This is a genomic window from Fundicoccus culcitae, assembly GCF_024661895.1.
GTDB lineage: Bacteria > Bacillota > Bacilli > Lactobacillales > Aerococcaceae > Fundicoccus_A > Fundicoccus_A culcitae.
In genome coordinates this window covers 2,563,086-2,582,927 of sequence record NZ_CP102453.1, presented here as the reverse complement: position 1 = coordinate 2,582,927, position 19,842 = coordinate 2,563,086, and the positions used below count along the sequence as shown (strand labels likewise).

Below are 19,842 nucleotides of genomic sequence, written 5' to 3'. Positions count from 1 at the left end.
TATTACATTAATTTTAGCATATAGTAGATCTAAAAAATATAGACTAAAAACGCTAAAATATTACGTTAGTATTTAATATTTTGCAATTGCGTTATAATTATTTAACGTTTTCAATTCAAATTATGCTAATTTAAATTTTATTTGTTTAAAATAAATTTACTCAAAATTATCAAAGTAAATACAAAATGAATTTATGTTCATTTCAATAATATATAACAATTTAATCTCATTTATGAAAACGCTTTATTGGTTTGTGCTCTAAATTGAACCCGATTTAAAGGTTGTTAAGCAGCTTTATATACGATAAGTTAACAAACAATATCATCTTAGTTTGAATATTGTTTTATACATCCGAATAAATATTTTATATAAAATTCTATTTGTTAATTTTATGTTAAATTTTCATTCGAAACGTTAAACTTCTCTTTTTTTGTCTTTTTAATTATAAACAACAATAAATTTTATGCATTATACTTTTGTTGAACTGCTTATATTAGAATTTTTATCATTATAATAAGCGAATACTAAACGTTTCGATTTCTACATATTTAAAATTAATCAATTTAGTGATACATATTATTTTTCGTACTTTTAAGTTTTCTCTATAACTAACAGCAGAAGCATGAGAAATAAGACGAGGAAAGAAGTATAAAGAGTAAAGGAGAAATCAAAACTAAAAAAACCGCGATTCTCACCTGTTAGCAAGTGAAAGTCGCAGTTTGTTTTTGTATTAAGTTTTCACATTAATTAAATATTCCCAATCTCATACCCATCCATTTTCTTTTTTTGTTCTAATAACCAAACTTTTTTAACAGGATCTCTGGGTCTTTGTCTACCTTCTTTAGCTTGAGGAAAAAGTTCACGTATTTTTTTCTTCCTTTGGATTGCGACGATTTCTTTCACCGGATCTTTCTTCATACCCATTCCCCTTTCGTAGTATTCACTAAAGAGTCAAATAGTATAGTCATTTTCTTAAATGATACCATGAAGCAGCGTAGATTAGTAGTTACAATAGCCATTAAACTTAACATCAAAACACGAGCCTAACCACTTATCACAGTGGTGAAGCTCGTGTTATTTTAATTCTTTTTAGGTATTACTCACATCTTCGCCATTACTTTCAATGACTTTTTTATACCAATTAAATGACTTTTTCTTTTTTCGTTCTAGCGTTCCATTGCCATCGTTATCACGGTCAACATAGATGAATCCATATCTTTTTGCCATTTCACCACTACCAGCTGAAACTAAATCAATACAACCCCAAGTTGTATACCCTAGTAAATCAACACCATCGACTTCTACAGCTAACTTCATTTGTTCAATGTGTTTAGCTAGGAAATCAATCCGGTAATCATCCTGAACCATTCCATTTTCATCAAGTGTGTCATAGGCACCTAAACCATTTTCAACTACAAATAATGGAATGTTATAGCGATCATATAAGCGGTTAAGGGTAATTCTAAAGCCTTTCGGATCGATATTCCAACCCCAATCTGTTTTTTCTAGGTATTTATTTGGGTGTGAAGTTAAGACATTACCTTGCTTTGCATCTGTTCTTGATTCATCTGCACTTTTAACTAAGGTGAGATAATAAGAAAAAGAAAGGTAATCCACTGTATTTTCCTTTAACAGTTTCAAATCTTCTTCTGTAATATGCAAATTAAAGTTATTACGTTCAAACTCTTTTTTAGCGTAACCAGGATATTCACCTCGAACTTGGACGTCTACTAAAAAAAAGCCCGTTCTTTCAAGTAAATGAGCTGCCCAAACATCATCTGGGTTAGGTGTATCTGGATAAGTGGTTGTGGCTGCAATCATGGCACCAACTTTTATCTCTTTATCAACTTCCCTAGCAGTTTTCACTGCAATGGCACTTGCTACTAACTGGTGGTGAGCAGCTTGATACAGGGTTTCACGGCGCTTATGATCATCTTCCAATTCTTCTTCCGTTAAAATTATTCCTGCAGACATAAATGGATTATCAAAAAGCATATTAATCTCATTGAAAGTTATCCAGTATTTAACCAAACCTTTATATCTTGTAAATAGGGCACGAGCGTGGTTTTCATAAAAACCTAATATTTTACGATTTCTCCATCCTCCGTACGCTTCAACTAAATGAATTGGAATGTCAAAGTGCGTAATTGTCACAATTGGCTCCATACCATATTTTTGACACTCTTTAAAGACATCTTCATAAAATTGAAGCCCTTTTTCATTTGGCGCTTCTTCGTCACCTTTTGGAAAAATACGACTCCAAGCAATAGATAAACGAAAAGCTTTAAAACCCATTTCTGCAATTAAGGCAATGTCTTCTTTATAGCGATGATAAAAATCAATACCTTCTTTTGCTGGGTAATGGTAACCTTCAATAAAATCCGTCTTGTTAATTTGCCCTCGCATCATCGGGCGACGCAATTCACCAATTGGTATAATATCAACATTTGCTAAACCTCTACCATCTTCGTTATAAGCTCCTTCAAATTGATTTGCAGCAGTTGCACCACCCCAAAGAAAATCTTTATTAAATCCCATCTTCATCCCCCTTAATTTAATATCGTATATACTTCTTCCATCGCTGTAATTTCTTGATTATTTTTGGTCAATAAGCCATCTAGATAATTATCTGAGTTCGTGATAACTACAGGAATAATATTTTGCTTACTATTAGCTTTCATCTGTCCTAAATCAAAAGTTACTAACAAATCTCCCTTTTTAACAACCATGTCTTTTTGAACTTGTGGACTAAAAATATCATCCAAATTTGAAATGTCAATCCCTATATGAATTAATACTTCAACGCCATCATTAGAGGTTAGTCCGACAGCATGTCCTGAATTAGATACAAAACTTACTACCCCATCAAATGGTGCTAACAATTGATTATCAGAAGGAATTATCGCAAAACCTTTGCCCATTATTTCTTGAGAAAAAACTTGGTCATCAACATTTGATAGAGGAACCACTTGACCTTTGATTGGAGAAACTAAGTTTGTCTTTTTACTTCCATCACCAACAGTTATTACTTCTTCACGCTCATCATTTTTACTTACTGCTAATTCAGACTTTTCTAAAATGCTATCATCAAAACCAAAGAAATAAGTTAATATAAACCCTAGAACAATTACGACAATCCAAGCAATAATTAGACCCCAAAAGCCTCTACCAAAAGTCCCATCCGGCTCAAGATAAGCTCCAGCCCCAAAGAAACTACCACTGGCCATGAAATAAGCTCTGGTGTCAAATATACCTAGAATAAGTCCACCAACTGCTGCAGCAATATTTGCTGTAATGAATGGTTTTTTCAATGGAATAGTAACCCCATAAATAGCCGGTTCAGTGATTGCACTGAATAAAATAGGGATAATTGAAGAAAAAGATAACTCTTTTAAATCTTTATTTTTAGTTTTTACATAAATTGCTAATATAGCTCCTGCTGTTGCATATGCTGCAATAGAAGATACTGGGTAGATATAGTCATAACCTTGGACAGCTATATTATTAATTGTAATTGGTAAAATGCCCCAGTGTAAACCAAACATAACGATAATTTGCCATGTTCCAGCCAAAACAGCTGATGTTAATGTTCCGCTCATTTCAAACAGTGTATTAACTAATAGACCAATTAGATTACTTGCCCAAGTTGTAATAGGACCAATTAATATAAATGTCACTGGAACCGTAATTGCAATAACTAATACTCTTGAAAAAATCTTTCTTATTGCACTTGGCAATTTTGCTTGAAAGAAGTTATTTAATTTACTAGCGAAATAAACCGCAATTATTACTGGAATTACTGAAGATGTATAATTTCTTAAATTTACTGGAATCTTCAAAAATTCTGTTTGAATAGCAGATTCAAATACCGTTCCACTAAATAAAGTATATATACTATCTCCACTAACCATATTGACTAAAGCTGGGAAAACTAAAGCAGCACCTATCGTCATTCCAATCATTGGATCTAGCTTAAACCTTTTTGCAGCAGTACTCCCCAAGAAAATTGGTAAGAAATAGAACATCGCATTCCCAGCTGCATTTAAAATAATGTAGGTACCTGATTCTTGATTTACAACATTTATAGCAACCAGTAATGCAAGTATCCCTCTAATAATCCCACTAGCAGATAAAACCCCTAAAACCGGATTAAATATCTGCGTCACTAAGTCTAAAAATTGCCCGAAAATATTTCCACTAGATGATTTGTTATCGTCATCGCTTGGAGTCTTATTGCCTAATTCTTTCGTTATGTCACTATGAACATCCGCAACATTTGTCCCAATAACGACTTGGTATTGTCCACCACTTTCGACAACAGTAATAACATCTTTAAGCTTCTTCAAACCTTCTGTATCTGCAGATGCACTATCTTTTAATCTAAAACGTAACCGTGTCGCGCAGTGTTGTACACTATTAATATTGTCTTCACCACCAACAAGGTCGATGATTTTTTTACCTAAGTTTTCCATAAAATACCTCTTTTCTTATGATTCTATATCTTTCCGTAATTTTGTAAGATGAATGACGAGATACACAAATTCATCATTAGTAATAGCCACATTTAAATTATCAATCAGATATTTTGCTATTCGATCCACACATTCTGATTCTTTTGTATAACTCTCCCTGACAACATGGACTAACGAATTATCACTGGAAGAGTAAGAACCTCCTTGCAATACACGACTCACAAAATGCTGTAAATGGATAATAAACCTTCGATACGCATAGCTGCTTTTATCAAATTGAATTTTCAAATAATTGGTGATGATATTAAGGAGATCCTTAATAATCTTCGTCCTTTGCATTGTCTCCTTCATGTTTGAATCAACTCTTGATGCATTGATAAAATGAAGCAAAATCGAGCTGGCTTCTTCATCTGGAATATCCTGATAAAAAGCTTCATTTAAAAAATCAACATATGTTTTACACAATTCAAATTCAGTGGGGTATAGATATTTCACTTCATAATGCAACGGGTTAGATACATAGATGCCTTCCTGACTTCTAGACAGTAAATAATGTATATGATCCGCTAAAGGAACAAAAATTGAGTCGCTTATTTCTAGATCGGTTTTTTCTTTAAAATCATTGACTATGTATAAAACAATGTCTAATTCTTTGCTAGATAAACTTCGAATGACCGCACTAATCTCATCTAAACTGTTCTCTGAATCAATAGTAAAGACTTTTTGTACCTTATCAGGCTCAATCTCATCGCCTATTTTCTTTTGAAAACCAACTCCCGTTCCGATAATAATTTTTTCAATTCCATTTTTAGTTATCAACACAACATTATTATTTAAAACCTGACTTATTATCATAGTAACCTCCTTCCTTATAAATAAAAAAATGCACAAAAAAATACCTAATTATGAATTTGGGCATAAAGATGCCTCAAACATTCATAATTAGGTATTGCCTAGAAATCAGTAACAACCCTATGGACAAATATATCGGCTCAAGAATTTTTGGTGTTGGTGAGAGAAATCTCACTGACACCTCTTTTTATGTAAACATATGAAAAAGCCAGTGAATTCCTATATAATTAAGTCACGACTCAAAATCATAGATAGGAGAATTCACTTGGCTAATGCTCATTATATCGCAAAATTACTTAATATTACAGACGAAAGAATTGAATTTTCTGATACAATTACGCACGAAATGAAACGCAATGTCCATTGTAAAGTACTTGAAGGTCGATTATCCTATCCATTAAAAGCGTGTTTAAATTGTGGCATTATCAACCGATCCACAAAGGATATGATTAAATATGGTTTTGATACCTCAACCATTACTTTAACTCATATTAATTTTCAACCGATTCTCCTTAAACTAAAGAAACAGCGCTATCGTTGTCAACATTGCTCAACAACCTCTACCGTGACGACCTCTTTAGTTAATAAAGGCTGCTTTATTTCAAATGATATTAAGCGCACAATCGTCATGGAATTGACCCAAGTACAATCGATGAAATTAATCGCTCAACATCTATTTGTTTCACGACATACGGTAGCGACTCAACTAAAACGCGTTGGGAGTTCATTAGCTGCCCAAAAACGCTATCTACCGGAACATCTAGGGATTGATGAATTCAAATCAGTGAATAGTGTCACTCAGTCCATGAGCTGCATCTTAATGGACACCCACAACCATACCTTAGTCGATATTCTACCTGATCGAACGCAAAACGCCTTACGTGATTACTTTATGCGTTTCACATATGAAAGTCGACAACAAGTCAAAACAGTCACTATGGACATGTATGGGCCATATTATCACTTCTTACAGCAGATTTTCCCAAATGCGAAGATGATTATCGATCGTTTCCACTTAGTTCAATTACTGAATCGCACACTGAATCAAGAACGCATACGGCTGATGAATGATATTAGAAACCGTCGACCAAGAGACTATCGGAAACTTAAACAACAATGGAAACTCATTCTGAAGAATCGAGATGATTTAGAATTCACAACCTATCAAACCCATCGGTTATATGACGGGTTAGTGACTGAAAAAAGTATGGTAAACTATTTACTCAATCTTGATAAACGATTTGAACAAGTTTATCATTTAGTAAACGACCTCAAGTCAGATATAGCACAACACAATTATAAGGCGTTTGAACGTGATTTATATGAAACACGAAAGTATCAATTACCTCGTAAGGTCAGAACAACCATCCAAACCTTCATTTATTATTTACCAGCGATTAAAAACAGTTTAACTTATACGTTATCGAATGGTATCATCGAAGGAACGAACAATAAGATAAAAAATATCAAGCGGAGTGGTTATGGTTATCGTAACTTTTCAAACTTAAGATATCGCATATTAATCACACAAAATCTCATTAAAAAAGATAAAGAAATACGGCCATTATTGTTTAAAGATGAAATAAGTAATAACAAAAGAATCGCTTAAAAAAATTGTGACTTAAAAAAACAGCCAGGCGTGACTGCATCACGCTGGCCTACAAACTTACCAACACTAAAAAATCAAGAGCCAATATATCATAAAATTTTATAATGTCAACGGTTTCTTTTTTGAAAATGCAAATTTAATTATTTTCATAAATAAAAAGCTTATGTAATCAGCTGTTGATGGCACCTCTTTTGAGTTGGTACCGGAAACACGCTGTTGGTGGCACCTCTTTTGAGTTGGTGCCGGAAACTCACTGTTGGTGGCACCGCTTTTAAGTTGGTGCCGGAAACACGCTGTTTATGGCACCATTTTTGAGTTGGTGCCAGAAATGGGATATTTATTTGATTTTGTAGTAGGTTTTTCTAGATTTCCCTTCTTTTTCGAAGTTTTTACTTAAATATTTGCGAGTTGTTCGTAGGGATAACTGGTTTGCCATTAAAAAATTCAAATTTTTTGAGTTCAGCATCTCTGGGAGATTATGCACAATAATCGATAATTCTTTAGCGTGGCGACAAATGACTGACTCAATCGATTCCTTTGTACCACATTGCCGACATTGAATCCCTGGTTTATTGATATTCACTTCGAATGATTTACAATTCGCGCAGTAAATTCCTTTTCTCATTTGAGTCAATACCGTTGGATCTAGTCGTGTGTAGTTGATTCCATAAGCAATGCGGTTACGATCAAGTTGCTGAGTAATCCGATTAGATAGGTTAGCCGTCATCGGTTCAACATAACCTAGTCCTTCTAAAAACTCGACCAGTTGATTACGTTGCAACACTTCAAAGGGCGGTTTCTGGTGCATATGCAATTGGCCATGTTGATTAATGAACACAAAAACAGGCCGTACTTCAATCCGATGATCAACGGCTACTGCTATTTTCCCTATGCGATTGATCCGTTGTTTCATTACGTCAAAAATATCATCATCAATCAACTTATTGTTATGCCAACATAAACCATCCTTATATGTAAAATGCCCATAGTAATTCTTTACCTCAATCAGGTTCCATATATATGCAGACATTAAGATAAAATCTGCTTGCATAGCCTTACCATCTAAAAACCAAAAATCATTTTCAATTCGCCAATTACTATGTAAATACCGCTGCGACCATTCCAAAAATTCACGTTCACCTTCATAGCCCATTGTGTAGGTATATAATTTTTCCTTACGCTTTTCACCAAAGAGAACACCTCGCGCATCCAAGATCTCCAAATACACTAGCTCTTCATTTTTTCCATTTTTCACATCCTTTCTTACTATATATAAGTACACAAAAAAACCGCAATTCCACTTTTAAGTTTTTCTAAATAAACAATGAGATTGCTTCGCAATCCGAATGACGATTAAAAGCCATTGACATTCATTCTTGATATAATGAGTTTGAAAGCAGACAAGTCCGAGATATTAATGGTGTTGCCGCACCCGATAAATAAAATGGACGAAACATTCTTCGAGATGAATGGACTATGCTTCGAGCATTGAAATAAAAATACACTGCTACAGAATGTTTCCCTGCTTTAAATCTATTTTGGAGGGATCCCAATGGATGTTATGGTGGAAAAATGTGCAGGAATCGATGTTCATAAGTCAAAAATTACGGTTTGTGTGTTAATTGGAGAAATGACTAACGCTAAACCTAAGAGAGAACTCAAAACGTTTGGTACAACAACCATGGAGCTACATGCTTGTGCCCAGTGGCTTGTTAAATTGGGTATTACGACTGTTCTGATGGAAAGTACAGGACAGTATTGGCGACCTATATGGAATATTTTGGAACCTTATCAGTTTCAAATGATTCTAGCCAATGCTCAGCATATTAAACAAGTCCCTGGGCGAAAAACAGATATTAAGGATGCTCAATGGATTGCGGAATTAGGACGATGTGGGTTAGTTAATGGTTCCTATGTTCCTGATCGAGATATTCAAGATTTAAGGCAATTGACGCGTCATCGTTCATCGGTGAAAGAAGATTTAACGCGTCGGAAAAACCAAGTCCATGATATCTTACAGCGTTCTAATTTCAAATTAAGTTCTTACCTGAGTGATATCTTTGGAAAAACGGGGCAAACACTTCTTCACATGTTTATTAATGGAGAAGCAATTACAGAAAAGACGCTTGAAGATAAAGTGCATAAACGTGTCCTTGCGACGCTTCCACAATTAGTTGAAGCCATGAATGGTTCCTTAACCAAAGTGAATCGGCAACTTCTCAAGCTAGAATTAGAGACGATTAACCGTTTAGAGACAGAATGTCAGGAATGTGAGTACTATATTGAAGAACACATTGAAAAATATGAAGATGTGTATCTTCGGCTCCTTGAGATCCCTGGTGTGAGTCGAACAACGGCACAAGTTATCCTAGCTGAAATAGGGCCAACAGTGGATGCGTTTGAAACAGCTGAGAAATTAGCTTCATGGGCAGGCTTATGTCCAGGTAGTTATGAGTCAGCAGGGATTCAATACGGGTCTAAAACGACGCGAGGGAATCGTTATTTAAAAGCCGCGTTGTGTCGTGCCGGATTAATAGCTGGGCGTTCAAACAACCAAGATTTCCGTTCGGTATATTATAAGTTTAAAGAACGCAATCAGAAAAGTAAGGGAATTGTTGCTCTAGCTCATAAAATACTTAGGATTGTTTACGCTCTAATTGATACAGGAGAGTCCTATGATCCAGGTAAACAAAAAAAGACTCCCGCTACGGCAATAGCTTAGGAGTCAATACAACTTAAAAAATTTGGCTCTTGATTTTTTAGTGTTGGTAAGTTTGTAGGCCAGCGTGATGCAGTCACGCCTGGCTGTTTTTTTAAGTCACAATTTTTTTAAGCGATTCTTTTGTTATTACTTATTTCATCTTTAAACAATAATGGCCGTATTTCTTTATCTTTTTTAATGAGATTTTGTGTGATTAATATGCGATATCTTAAGTTTGAAAAGTTACGATAACCATAACCACTCCGCTTGATATTTTTTATCTTATTGTTCGTTCCTTCGATGATACCATTCGATAACGTATAAGTTAAACTGTTTTTAATCGCTGGTAAATAATAAATGAAGGTTTGGATGGTTGTTCTGACCTTACGAGGTAATTGATACTTTCGTGTTTCATATAAATCACGTTCAAACGCCTTATAATTGTGTTGTGCTATATCTGACTTGAGGTCGTTTACTAAATGATAAACTTGTTCAAATCGTTTATCAAGATTGAGTAAATAGTTTACCATACTTTTTTCAGTCACTAACCCGTCATATAACCGATGGGTTTGATAGGTTGTGAATTCTAAATCATCTCGATTCTTCAGAATGAGTTTCCATTGTTGTTTAAGTTTCCGATAGTCTCTTGGTCGACGGTTTCTAATATCATTCATCAGCCGTATGCGTTCTTGATTCAGTGTGCGATTCAGTAATTGAACTAAGTGGAAACGATCGATAATCATCTTCGCATTTGGGAAAATCTGCTGTAAGAAGTGATAATATGGCCCATACATGTCCATAGTGACTGTTTTGACTTGTTGTCGACTTTCATATGTGAAACGCATAAAGTAATCACGTAAGGCGTTTTGCGTTCGATCAGGTAGAATATCGACTAAGGTATGGTTGTGGGTGTCCATTAAGATGCAGCTCATGGACTGAGTGACACTATTCACTGATTTGAATTCATCAATCCCTAGATGTTCCGGTAGATAGCGTTTTTGGGCAGCTAATGAACTCCCAACGCGTTTTAGTTGAGTCGCTACCGTATGTCGTGAAACAAATAGATGTTGAGCGATTAATTTCATCGATTGTACTTGGGTCAATTCCATGACGATTGTGCGCTTAATATCATTTGAAATAAAGCAGCCTTTATTAACTAAAGAGGTCGTCACGGTAGAGGTTGTTGAGCAATGTTGACAACGATAGCGCTGTTTCTTTAGTTTAAGGAGAATCGGTTGAAAATTAATATGAGTTAAAGTAATGGTTGAGGTATCAAAACCATATTTAATCATATCCTTTGTGGATCGGTTGATAATGCCACAATTTAAACACGCTTTTAATGGATAGGATAATCGACCTTCAAGTACTTTACAATGGACATTGCGTTTCATTTCGTGCGTAATTGTATCAGAAAATTCAATTCTTTCGTCTGTAATATTAAGTAATTTTGCGATATAATGAGCATTAGCCAAGTGAATTCTCCTATCTATGATTTTGAGTCGTGACTTAATTATATAGGAATTCACTGGCTTTTTCATATGTTTACATAAAAAGAGGTGTCAGTGAGATTTCTCTCACCAACACCAAAAATTCTTGAGCCAAAAATTTTTCCTTAAGCTTATTATAACATAAGGCAGTCTTTTTTTGTCTTTTTTGAGCTAAAACTTTTAAATAAAAATATAGCAGCGATTCTCACCCATTTGAGTTGAGTATCGCTGCTTTGTTTGAATTATATTTGTTGTTGATGGCACTACTTTTGAGTTGGTGCCGGAAACTCACTGTTGATGGCACCATTTTTGAGTTGGTGCCGGAAACTCACTGTTGGTGGAACCACTTTTAAGTTGGTGCCGGAAACATGCCGTTGATGGCACCATTTCTAGGACAACACTGGAGAACCACCCTACCCCTCCTGCTTTTGATAAGCTTCCATAAACTTCAAGATGTCCATGCCGGGATATTGATTTAAAATAAATGCTTCTTTAGTCATTGTGGGTTGAAAGGTACGGGTGTAATGCATGTTTAAGCGGATAATGTCGCCTTGTTCAATTAAGTTTTTCTTTTGCAAATTTTTCAGATTGTTTTGTACCGAACTCATCACAAACGCTGGACTCGTATCACAAATTTGGCTTGGGGATAGAGCGACATCTGATTCCCACAGCGCTTGTAAGACGTCGAGTTCTTTGTTTGTAACTTTAATTCTTTCCGTCATTTTATCGTTCCTTTCATCTTTACCTAAGTGTCAAGGCCATGTCATAAAATAATCCGGCTCGCCATTGAATTCATCAAAGCCATTGGTCTTAATCACAAATCCTTGGCGCATATAAAATCGCCAAGCCCGCCAATTTCTTTGGTAAACCGTCAGCGCTAGCGATTCATGAGATTCTTTGACATGATCTATTAAACGTTTGCCAATGCCTTGCGATTGAAAACCCTCTTTAACGAATAAACCTTCGACAAAATCGCTACTTAGACCAATAAAACCTAATAATTTCTTGTCTTCATACACATAGACGTCCGATTCAAACATTGCTGCTTCAAGAAATTCCAATTGTTCATACCAGTAATCACTAGGGACAAAATCATGGGCAGAGAGATTGGTTTGGAGCCAAATGGTTTTTATTTGCGTCATGTCACTTTTCTGCATGGGTCTTATCATAGACAAGTCCTTTCTTAACGATGAGTCACTAAGATAAAACAACAATTTACTCTATATAGTTATAATTATACATTATCGTTTCAGTTTTGTAACTTCATATCTACTCTATTTAACTTTTTAGAATGTCATAAGATTTGCGGTATTCACTGGGACTCACACGGTAAGCCGTTTTAAAATAGTTATAAAAACTTGTTTGATTGGTAAACCCAACTTCTTCAATAATTTCTTCGATGGTCATGGAACTATTAATGAGCAACTGGCAAGACACATCTAAGCGTGTCTTGCGTTGGATTTCCTTAAAGGTAAAGCCGGTTCGTTTCTTGATTAAAGAAGATAAATATTTGGGGTTGTAGTGAAATTTGTTAGCTAGGTCTTCGATGTTGCCTTCCTTGTAGTTATTTTCGATATCACGTAGAATTTCAACAAAATCATTTTCTTTTTGGTCAGGTAAATGTAAGACAATGTCGGAATTTTGATAGGAACGGAGTTGCTCTAAAACAACGATTTCGATATATGATTTTATGGTGCTTTTGTAGTATTTTTGCTGTTTATAATACTCCGTTAAGATTTCATCAAACAGATTAATGATTCTAGGATTTTGATGATTTCGAAAGAAAATAAATTGATCATGTTTTCCTTGCGAATACAAACTATTTAAAATAAAACTGGACACAATGCTAGACTCACTTAAATTATGTTGGATAAAACGGGAAAAGAATTTCTTGTCTAAACTAATATTAAAGACAATGTCGTCAGCCTCTAGTTCAAACTTATAACGAACAACGTCTTGGTCAATAATACAAACATCCCCGACTTCCATTTCAACAATTTTATCATTAATTAAATAGCGGCATTTACCAGAATAGACATAATTAATCATAATATTAGAAAAACGGTGTAAAGGAACGGGCCTAAAACGAGAATCCCGTCGAATTTGTACTTCATTTTCACTGAGTTCTGGAATTCTAAAGTGGTAAACTGAATTCCCATCGATATCTGTCGTTTCAAATTTTTCATAAAGTGGAGATAGTGCTTCAGGATTATCCAAGTAAAACTGTTCACGTTCTGTTAAGGCTTTGATACGTTTATCAAGTTCTATCGCGTTCATAATCATCCCTCCAATTTATATTATATCTGACTTTTTGTTGTATTCATATAACATTCTGCTCTTTAATTCATTACTTGCAATCGATATCATGTATATAGATAAAGCTTTATAAAAAAACTGTCCGGTAACTCAAAATAATCTATGAAAAACATGAATAGAGGCTGTTTTGAAATCTCGAGGTAGTTAGATGGGTGGTTGATACGCAAAATAGCTCTTGACATTGGTTAAGCTTTCGCTTGCTTTTGGCTCAAGGGCGACCAGGTATACGAAAGAAGGCAGGCTAACGCTCGCCCTCAGGATTGGAAAATTTTAAGCGAAAGCTTAACCAATATCAAGAGTGCGCGATGCCTATTTTTAGATGGATAAAGCCATTCATTCCTTAAAGGACTCACGGTGCCGAAAGTTGGTTTAAAACCCTATCGGTTGTTGTGCCATTAAATAGTCTTCGGCTAAATTGAGCAGTCTTATCCATTTTTGAGGCATATTGTTACATTGTTGTAGTTCAGGTAGTTGAACAGGTACGCTGTTTTTATCTAACGCAGAATGCGGTCTTAAGAAATTAAAATAAGCCGCAAACAGCTCCACATGGGCAATCGACCCACTCTGTGAGCCGAATCCACCTAATGGCTTATAATTGCCTTTAAAGGTCCGATTCAAACGTTCGATAATTTGCTTCAATGGCCGATATTCAGTAGACACTGGATCGTCGTTCGTAAGTCCGATGACTTGGATGATGTCAAGGGGTTTGTCATGTTGTACAAAGAAAGCTTGAGCGAGTTTATAAATGGGATTACCATCAACGATGAGTTCGAGTTTTTCAGGTATCTTATCAAAGCGTTTGAGAACATCCCAAATAGCTCGAATGGCGGTCTGTGCGTTGCGTTGAGGTGAAACACGATTGGACAAGATGATTTTATTGACGGCATCAAAAAAGAAGAAAACATAATGCCACTTACCTTGCACCCGAATATAAGTCTCATCGCCACAGAATTGATCAGATAATTGATAAGGAAAGTTTGTTGTAAAAGGCTGTACAAGGGCACCGACAGAGCGTTGGTAGTTACGAATCGTTTGTCCCGATATTTTCAGCTCATGAACATCAAACATTAATGCGGCTGTTTTCTCAGCCGATAGGCCATAGTTGACACAATAAGTAAGGATAAGTCCAAGCGCTCTAGGCGAGCAGTGAATGTTACTGAGTTGAACGACCGTTGGAATATTGGGTGAGTCCTCTAAATCCGAAAGGTTTAAAGCAAAGTCCCGAAATATATAGTGCATCTTAAACTCGTAGGGAAATTGTTTGAAGCGTTCTTTTTCTTCCGGGGTCATCTTTTTTAAACGGTCTTGATAATAAGGACAGGCTTGATGTCGACATTTATAAATCACAAACCCCTCACGGTGTTTGATTAAGTCTAGGTTACCTTGGCAATGCGGGCATTCTAAAGCAATCTCTTTACTGAATCGACTCTTTTGATTAAAACGTTCTTGGCAGATTTTACAGCTATACTGACCTTTTCCTCCATTATTTATATACAAATAAATGGATGGCGCTTGACAACAAGGACAGGTGATGTGTTCATCTACCTGAGTTTTAGAACCATGACGTTTAATCGGCTTACAGGGTTTTCCGTGAAGCGCTTCATACGCTTGAAGTAATAAGCGATAATCTTTCTTATCCATGGATTTGATAATGGGTAAATCATCGACCGTCAATCGTTGATAATCTAAATGATTAGGTGGCGTCAAATCAGGGGATTTAGAGTGAGCGAGGCTATTATCTAATTGAGTGGATAAATCTAAAATAATTTCGCATAAAAGGTTAATAATATGGAATAAATAGGTTATAATTGAATCAGGCACTTGTATCTTCTCCTTTGAAGGCAAACTTGATTGGTTGTACATTCAATTTTAACCGATATTGGGGAGGGGGCAAGTGTTTTTTTGTGCTTTCCTTGATATAACAACAAAAAACAGTTAAAAAACTAAGATTTATAGAAAAAATTTTGAATTACGAACTGTCCTTAAGGGGGATATTTATGAAAGAAAAGGAATTAGCTTCTGCTATTCTAGATGCTATAGGCGGTTCTGATAATGTCAGTGCAGTCAATCACTGTGCGACGAGACTCCGTTTTAATGTCAAAAACCCTGAATTAATTGACGAGGAAACCATCAAAAATACCAATGGTGTTATCGGCTATATTGTTAGTGGTGGTCAATATCAAGTCGTTATTGGTCCGAATGTGGCTGTTGTCTATAATGAAGTGGATCATTTACTCGATGGTAAAACACAACAAACTCAAACAACTGAAGAAAGCCCAGAAGATACAGAAAACAAATCTCTCTTAGACCGCGTTTTAGATACAATTACCGGTATCTTCTCACCAGTCTTACCTGCTATCACAGGGGCAGCCATGATTAAAGTGCTTTTAATCTTACTTACCATGGTTGGTTGGTTATCAACCGAAAGTCAAACGTATCAAATTTTAAGCTTTGTTGGGGATACGCCATTCTACTTCTTACCAGTTCTTTTGGCTTACAATGCCGCTAAGAAATTTGGTATGAACCCAATGATGGGCTTAACAATTGCCTTATTCATGGTTCACCCGACTTATAATGAAATGGTTGCTGCCGGGGATCCAGTGAACTTTATGGGATTACCTGTTACTTTAGCTAGATATTCTTCAACCGTTATCCCAACGATTTTAGTCATTTGGGCAGCCTCTTATGTTGAAAAATTTGGTGAACGTGTTTTACCTAACTCCATTAAGTTCTTTACCAAACCTTTATTGACTTTACTGGTTGCTGTACCTTTAGCCTTTGTTATTCTTGGTCCGCTAGGAACCATCGTTGGTTCTGCTTTAGAAAGTGTTTTAAGTACCGTTCAAACAAATATCCCCTGGGTATTACCATTTATCTTTGGAGCTCTTGCACCAGTATTTATTATGTTTGGTATGCACTATGCGGTTACCATTCCATTAACCTTAACGGCGATTCAAGCCAATGGCTTCGATATGATTGGACCTGGATTCTTAGTGGCTAATATGGCTCAAGCAGGAGCTGCATTAGCTGTGGCACGTTTAGCCAAAGACACTAACTTTAAAGCACTCGCAAACTCATCAGGTATTACTGCTTTATTCGGCATTACAGAACCTGCGATGTACGGGGTAAACTTGAAATTAAAGAAACCGTTTATGTATGCGCTGATTGCTGGTGGGATTGGTGGTTTAATCGCAGGGATTGCGGGCGTTAAACGGATTGAGTTTGGTCCAACAGGCTTAACTACTTTACCGATATTTATTGATCCAAACAATAGTAGTAACTTTATTTTCGCGATTATTAGTGCTTTAGTCAGTTTTGTATTAGCTTATGCGATCACTTATTTCATGATGAAAAAAGACGACGAATTGTTAGCAAAGATTTAATTATAGGAGGAAGAAAATGACGAACAAATTTCCAGAAAATTTCTTATGGGGCGGAGCAATTAGTGGCTCTCAAGCAGACGGTGGATGGAATGAAGGCGGCAAAGGATTAAACACACAGGACTTACGTTATTTCGATGCTGATTGGAATCGCGCGCAAAGAGACGAAAACAGAAACATCAACATGACTACTGAACTATTCAATAAAGCTTTAACTGATACAGACCTTGAACATTATCCGTTTAGATGGGGCAATGATTTCTATCATACTTATAAAGAAGACTTACGTTTATTAAGCGAGATGGGTCTGAAAGTCTTTAGAACATCCATTACTTGGTCACGTATTTTCCCTAAAGGTGATGAAACTGAACCCAATGCTGAAGGCTTAGCTTATTACAAAAGTATGTTTGAAGAAGCAAAACGCTTAGGGATGAAAGTCTTTGTAACGATTCTTCACTATGATACACCTGTTCATTTAATTACCGAATATGGTGGTTGGAAAAACCGTCAAATGATTGATTTTTACGTGACTTACGCTAAAGCCTTGTATGAAAACTTAGGTGATTTGGTTGATTTCTGGTTACCATTCAATGAAATAAATGCCAGCAAATTCAACCCATATAACGGGGCTTCTATTATCAAAGACCAAGAAGAAAACTATGAACAAGCCATTTTCCAAGCAACGCATCATCAATTTTTAGCTAATGCTTTAGCGATTAAAGCCGGAAAAGAAATCTTACCGGATGCCATCTTTGGCGGCATGATTGCCCGTTTTGAAAGCTACCCAGCAACCAGTCATCCAGATGATGTCATGCAATCCATTTTAGATGAAAACTATACCAACTACTTCTACATCGATGTGATGGCTCGAGGTAAATATCCTTCATATACAAAACGGATGTTTGACTCTAAAGGCATTAGCATTGTGATTGAAGATGGCGATTTAGAGATTCTGAAAGCAAATACCATTGATTTCATTTCTTATTCATACTACATGTCCATGGTTTCAACAACCAGTAAAGAACATGAAAAAACAAGCGGTAACTTGGTATCTGGAAATAAAAATCCTTATTTAGAATCCAGCGAATGGGGTTGGCAAATCGACCCAGTAGGACTAAGAATTTCTTTAAACCAAATGTATGATCGTTATCAATTGCCAATTATTATTGCTGAAAACGGCATTGGAGCACGTGACGTGGTTGAAGACGGCAAAGTCCATGATGACTACCGAATTTCCTACTTAAACAGCCACTTCGAACAAATGGCCGAAGCAATTGCTGATGGTGTGGAAGTCCTAGCCTACACCATGTGGGGCATCATCGATATCGTCAGTTGTGGTACGATTGAAATGAGCAAACGCTATGGCGTCATCTACGTCGACCGTGACGAACGTGGTCATGGTTCAAACGAACGCATTCCGAAAGATTCATATTATTGGTATCAAAAAGTGATTGAAACTAATGGGGAAGATTTGAGTTATTAGGAAATATAGAAAAAGCACATCTCGGGGAGGTGTGCTTTTTGATTTACTCACTAACTAAACTAAATATCCACTCTAACCACCGCTTTACACTACTTGCCCTTCGTTTAGCGGTAACCAAATTTTCAACAACCTTGTACTTGAGAATTAATTGTGCAATTCCATCTGTTGTAGGTATACTTTTCTGATTAAAGCTCTCGATAAATAGTTCGTTAAAAATCTTATGTTCTAAAATCACACTTAATAAATATAACTGCCTTTCTTTATAGTTTAAATTATGTGCATAAATTCCTTTTTTAGTTAACTGCATATAAGATCTTCTATCAGAACCATCTAGAACTCTTTCGGCCAACCCTAAGTACCTTAATGCGTTAAAATAATAATCCGATTGTCTTTTATCAAATGAATATAGAATCGAAACACCAGTAACAGTCATCGGATTGTCGTAAAGATTTTCCATTAATGAAATAACTCTTTCAAAGGAATTTGCTTGGATGAATGGTACTTCACTTGAATCAATCGCATCATCAGTTACAACTTTAGTATTCTGATAAACACCATATAAGTCATCATAAGTAATTGTTGTGTCTTGTAGTGAATAATTTTTGTTTTGTATTAATTCAATTGAAGAGTAGTTATTATAGTCATTAAATTGATACTCATACAATCTAAATATTTGATTTGTATAAATTGAGTAAACCAGTCTTATTGGCTTATTGACTTTGTTCAACCATAATCGATAAGGATAGTATAATTGACGAATGATAAAATCATCCATTGGGATATTCTTGGCTTCCATTATGATGACAGACTGATCACTTTCAAATCCTCCATCAATTTCACATTGGCTTCTATCTACATTTAGTGTAATTAATTCATTTCGCTTATTTAAAACGTTGAAATCAAAATTCCCAACACTCATTTTGCCATTGAAAGTTTCTAATAATTTTTCCTCTCCTAAAAAATCATTGAGTACATTCGAAATTTTCAAAACATTTATTGCTTTAGCTTCAGAATTGATATCATTAACATCAACCGTTTCTAATTCAGGTAACACCACCCGTTTCATATCCACAACGCTTTGTTTCACAGGAGGAATCGATTGATATAATTCAAAATCACCTACTGTATATTTATATCGGCTTGTAGGTAATATTGTTAAATCCTTATCTTTCAAACTCTTCGGTAAAAAAGTTGAACTATCCCATTTTGCCATTAATCTCGGTTCACGATATTCTTTTATTTCAGAAGAAAGTATTTCAAAAGTTCTATTTTCTTCAACTTCCTGAACAATATTATATTCAGTTAGCAATTTTTGCCATGCTTGATTGGTTGTTAATTTTATATTACTCATCCTTTCAATTACCTTCCTCATCTAAATTAAATTTTTTTATAGAAATCAGCAAGCGTTTACAATGATTGTACCATATCATAAGCTTGATTATTCATGTTCGCACGTATTGTTATTGATAAAATTCATAATATTTTGAACTACTAGAAGTTCTTTAAAAAAGCTTATCCATGTCACCCTAACCATATGCTATA

The 19,842-nt window shown here is 35.4% G+C and carries 15 protein-coding genes; 4 read left to right on the top strand and 11 right to left on the bottom strand.

Features of this window, described 5'->3' with window-relative positions; genetic code table 11:
- Nucleotides 1–747: 747 nt before the first annotated feature.
- From NRE15_RS11735 to NRE15_RS11720, 4 genes are all read right to left on the bottom strand, one after another.
- A complete protein-coding gene (locus tag NRE15_RS11735) occupies nt 748–918 on the bottom strand; it encodes a hypothetical protein (RefSeq protein ID WP_313793067.1) in 171 nt (56 codons plus the stop codon).
- Between the two features lie 171 nt (nt 919–1,089).
- Entirely contained in the window at nt 1,090–2,538 is a 1,449-nt protein-coding gene (locus NRE15_RS11730) for a 6-phospho-beta-glucosidase (protein ID WP_313793066.1), read from the bottom strand.
- Nucleotides 2,539–2,549: 11 nt separating this feature from the next.
- Nucleotides 2,550–4,472 carry a beta-glucoside-specific PTS transporter subunit IIABC gene (locus NRE15_RS11725; RefSeq protein WP_313793065.1) on the bottom strand — a complete coding sequence of 641 codons (1,923 nt, stop codon included), beginning with the start codon at nt 4,470–4,472 and terminating at the stop codon, nt 2,550–2,552.
- A gap of 15 nt (nt 4,473–4,487) precedes the next feature.
- Nucleotides 4,488–5,327 carry a PRD domain-containing protein gene (locus NRE15_RS11720; RefSeq protein WP_313793064.1) on the bottom strand — a complete coding sequence of 280 codons (840 nt, stop codon included), beginning with the start codon at nt 5,325–5,327 and terminating at the stop codon, nt 4,488–4,490.
- Nucleotides 5,328–5,589: 262 nt separating this feature from the next.
- Here NRE15_RS11720 and NRE15_RS11715 point away from each other — a divergent pair, with 262 nt between their 5' ends.
- Nucleotides 5,590–6,933, top strand: a complete 1,344-nt coding sequence (locus NRE15_RS11715) for an ISL3 family transposase (RefSeq protein ID WP_313793061.1) — start codon at nt 5,590–5,592, stop codon at nt 6,931–6,933.
- A 337-nt stretch (nt 6,934–7,270) separates the two neighbouring features.
- On the opposite strand, the gene NRE15_RS11710 is transcribed toward NRE15_RS11715, so the two are convergent.
- Nucleotides 7,271–8,188: an NERD domain-containing protein gene (locus NRE15_RS11710; protein WP_313793063.1), complete on the bottom strand. Its 918-nt coding sequence runs from the start codon at nt 8,186–8,188 to the stop codon at nt 7,271–7,273.
- Nucleotides 8,189–8,485: 297 nt separating this feature from the next.
- Between NRE15_RS11710 and NRE15_RS11705 the strand changes: the two genes are divergently transcribed.
- Entirely contained in the window at nt 8,486–9,655 is a 1,170-nt protein-coding gene (locus NRE15_RS11705; protein ID WP_313793062.1) for an IS110 family RNA-guided transposase, read from the top strand.
- 107 nt (nt 9,656–9,762) lie between these two features.
- Here the strand turns inward: NRE15_RS11705 and NRE15_RS11700 are convergent, their stop codons facing one another.
- The 5 genes from NRE15_RS11700 to NRE15_RS11680 form a co-directional block, all read right to left on the bottom strand.
- Nucleotides 9,763–11,106 carry an ISL3 family transposase gene (locus NRE15_RS11700; RefSeq protein ID WP_313793061.1) on the bottom strand — a complete coding sequence of 448 codons (1,344 nt, stop codon included), beginning with the start codon at nt 11,104–11,106 and terminating at the stop codon, nt 9,763–9,765.
- A gap of 428 nt (nt 11,107–11,534) precedes the next feature.
- Entirely contained in the window at nt 11,535–11,843 is a 309-nt protein-coding gene (locus tag NRE15_RS11695; RefSeq protein ID WP_313793060.1) for a hypothetical protein, read from the bottom strand.
- A gap of 30 nt (nt 11,844–11,873) precedes the next feature.
- Nucleotides 11,874–12,290, bottom strand: coding sequence for a GNAT family N-acetyltransferase (locus NRE15_RS11690; protein WP_313793059.1), 417 nt, complete (start codon nt 12,288–12,290; stop codon nt 11,874–11,876).
- Between the two features lie 109 nt (nt 12,291–12,399).
- Nucleotides 12,400–13,398, bottom strand: coding sequence for an AraC family transcriptional regulator (locus NRE15_RS11685; RefSeq protein WP_313793058.1), 999 nt, complete (start codon nt 13,396–13,398; stop codon nt 12,400–12,402).
- 408 nt (nt 13,399–13,806) lie between these two features.
- Nucleotides 13,807–15,258 carry a DDE-type integrase/transposase/recombinase gene (locus tag NRE15_RS11680; RefSeq protein WP_313793057.1) on the bottom strand — a complete coding sequence of 484 codons (1,452 nt, stop codon included), beginning with the start codon at nt 15,256–15,258 and terminating at the stop codon, nt 13,807–13,809.
- Nucleotides 15,259–15,434: 176 nt separating this feature from the next.
- Between NRE15_RS11680 and NRE15_RS11675 the strand changes: the two genes are divergently transcribed.
- Complete coding sequence (locus tag NRE15_RS11675; RefSeq protein ID WP_313793056.1) at nt 15,435–16,820, top strand: PTS transporter subunit EIIC; 1,386 nt, start codon at nt 15,435–15,437, stop codon at nt 16,818–16,820.
- Between the two features lie 16 nt (nt 16,821–16,836).
- Nucleotides 16,837–18,300 (top strand): family 1 glycosylhydrolase, encoded by a 1,464-nt coding sequence (locus NRE15_RS11670; RefSeq protein ID WP_313793055.1) that lies wholly within the window; start codon nt 16,837–16,839, stop codon nt 18,298–18,300.
- 43 nt (nt 18,301–18,343) lie between these two features.
- Here the strand turns inward: NRE15_RS11670 and NRE15_RS11665 are convergent, their stop codons facing one another.
- Complete coding sequence (locus tag NRE15_RS11665; RefSeq protein WP_313793054.1) at nt 18,344–19,651, bottom strand: type II restriction enzyme; 1,308 nt, start codon at nt 19,649–19,651, stop codon at nt 18,344–18,346.
- Between the last annotated feature and the right edge of the window lie 191 nt (nt 19,652–19,842).

Bases quoted from the DNA above. Each gene is read 5' to 3' on its own strand.
- NRE15_RS11720 (WP_313793064.1), bottom strand. From the start codon at position 5,327: ATGATAATAAGTCAGGTTTTAAATAATAATGTTGTGTTGATAACTAAA.
- NRE15_RS11735 (WP_313793067.1), bottom strand. From the start codon at position 918: ATGAAGAAAGATCCGGTGAAAGAAATCGTCGCAATCCAAAGGAAGAAA.
- NRE15_RS11675 (WP_313793056.1), top strand. From the start codon at position 15,435: ATGAAAGAAAAGGAATTAGCTTCTGCTATTCTAGATGCTATAGGCGGT.
- NRE15_RS11725 (WP_313793065.1), bottom strand. From the start codon at position 4,472: ATGGAAAACTTAGGTAAAAAAATCATCGACCTTGTTGGTGGTGAAGAC.
- NRE15_RS11670 (WP_313793055.1), top strand. From the start codon at position 16,837: ATGACGAACAAATTTCCAGAAAATTTCTTATGGGGCGGAGCAATTAGT.
- NRE15_RS11665 (WP_313793054.1), bottom strand. From the start codon at position 19,651: ATGAGTAATATAAAATTAACAACCAATCAAGCATGGCAAAAATTGCTA.
- NRE15_RS11730 (WP_313793066.1), bottom strand. From the start codon at position 2,538: ATGGGATTTAATAAAGATTTTCTTTGGGGTGGTGCAACTGCTGCAAAT.
- NRE15_RS11690 (WP_313793059.1), bottom strand. From the start codon at position 12,290: ATGATAAGACCCATGCAGAAAAGTGACATGACGCAAATAAAAACCATT.
- NRE15_RS11705 (WP_313793062.1), top strand. From the start codon at position 8,486: ATGGATGTTATGGTGGAAAAATGTGCAGGAATCGATGTTCATAAGTCA.
- NRE15_RS11695 (WP_313793060.1), bottom strand. From the start codon at position 11,843: ATGACGGAAAGAATTAAAGTTACAAACAAAGAACTCGACGTCTTACAA.
- NRE15_RS11685 (WP_313793058.1), bottom strand. From the start codon at position 13,398: ATGAACGCGATAGAACTTGATAAACGTATCAAAGCCTTAACAGAACGT.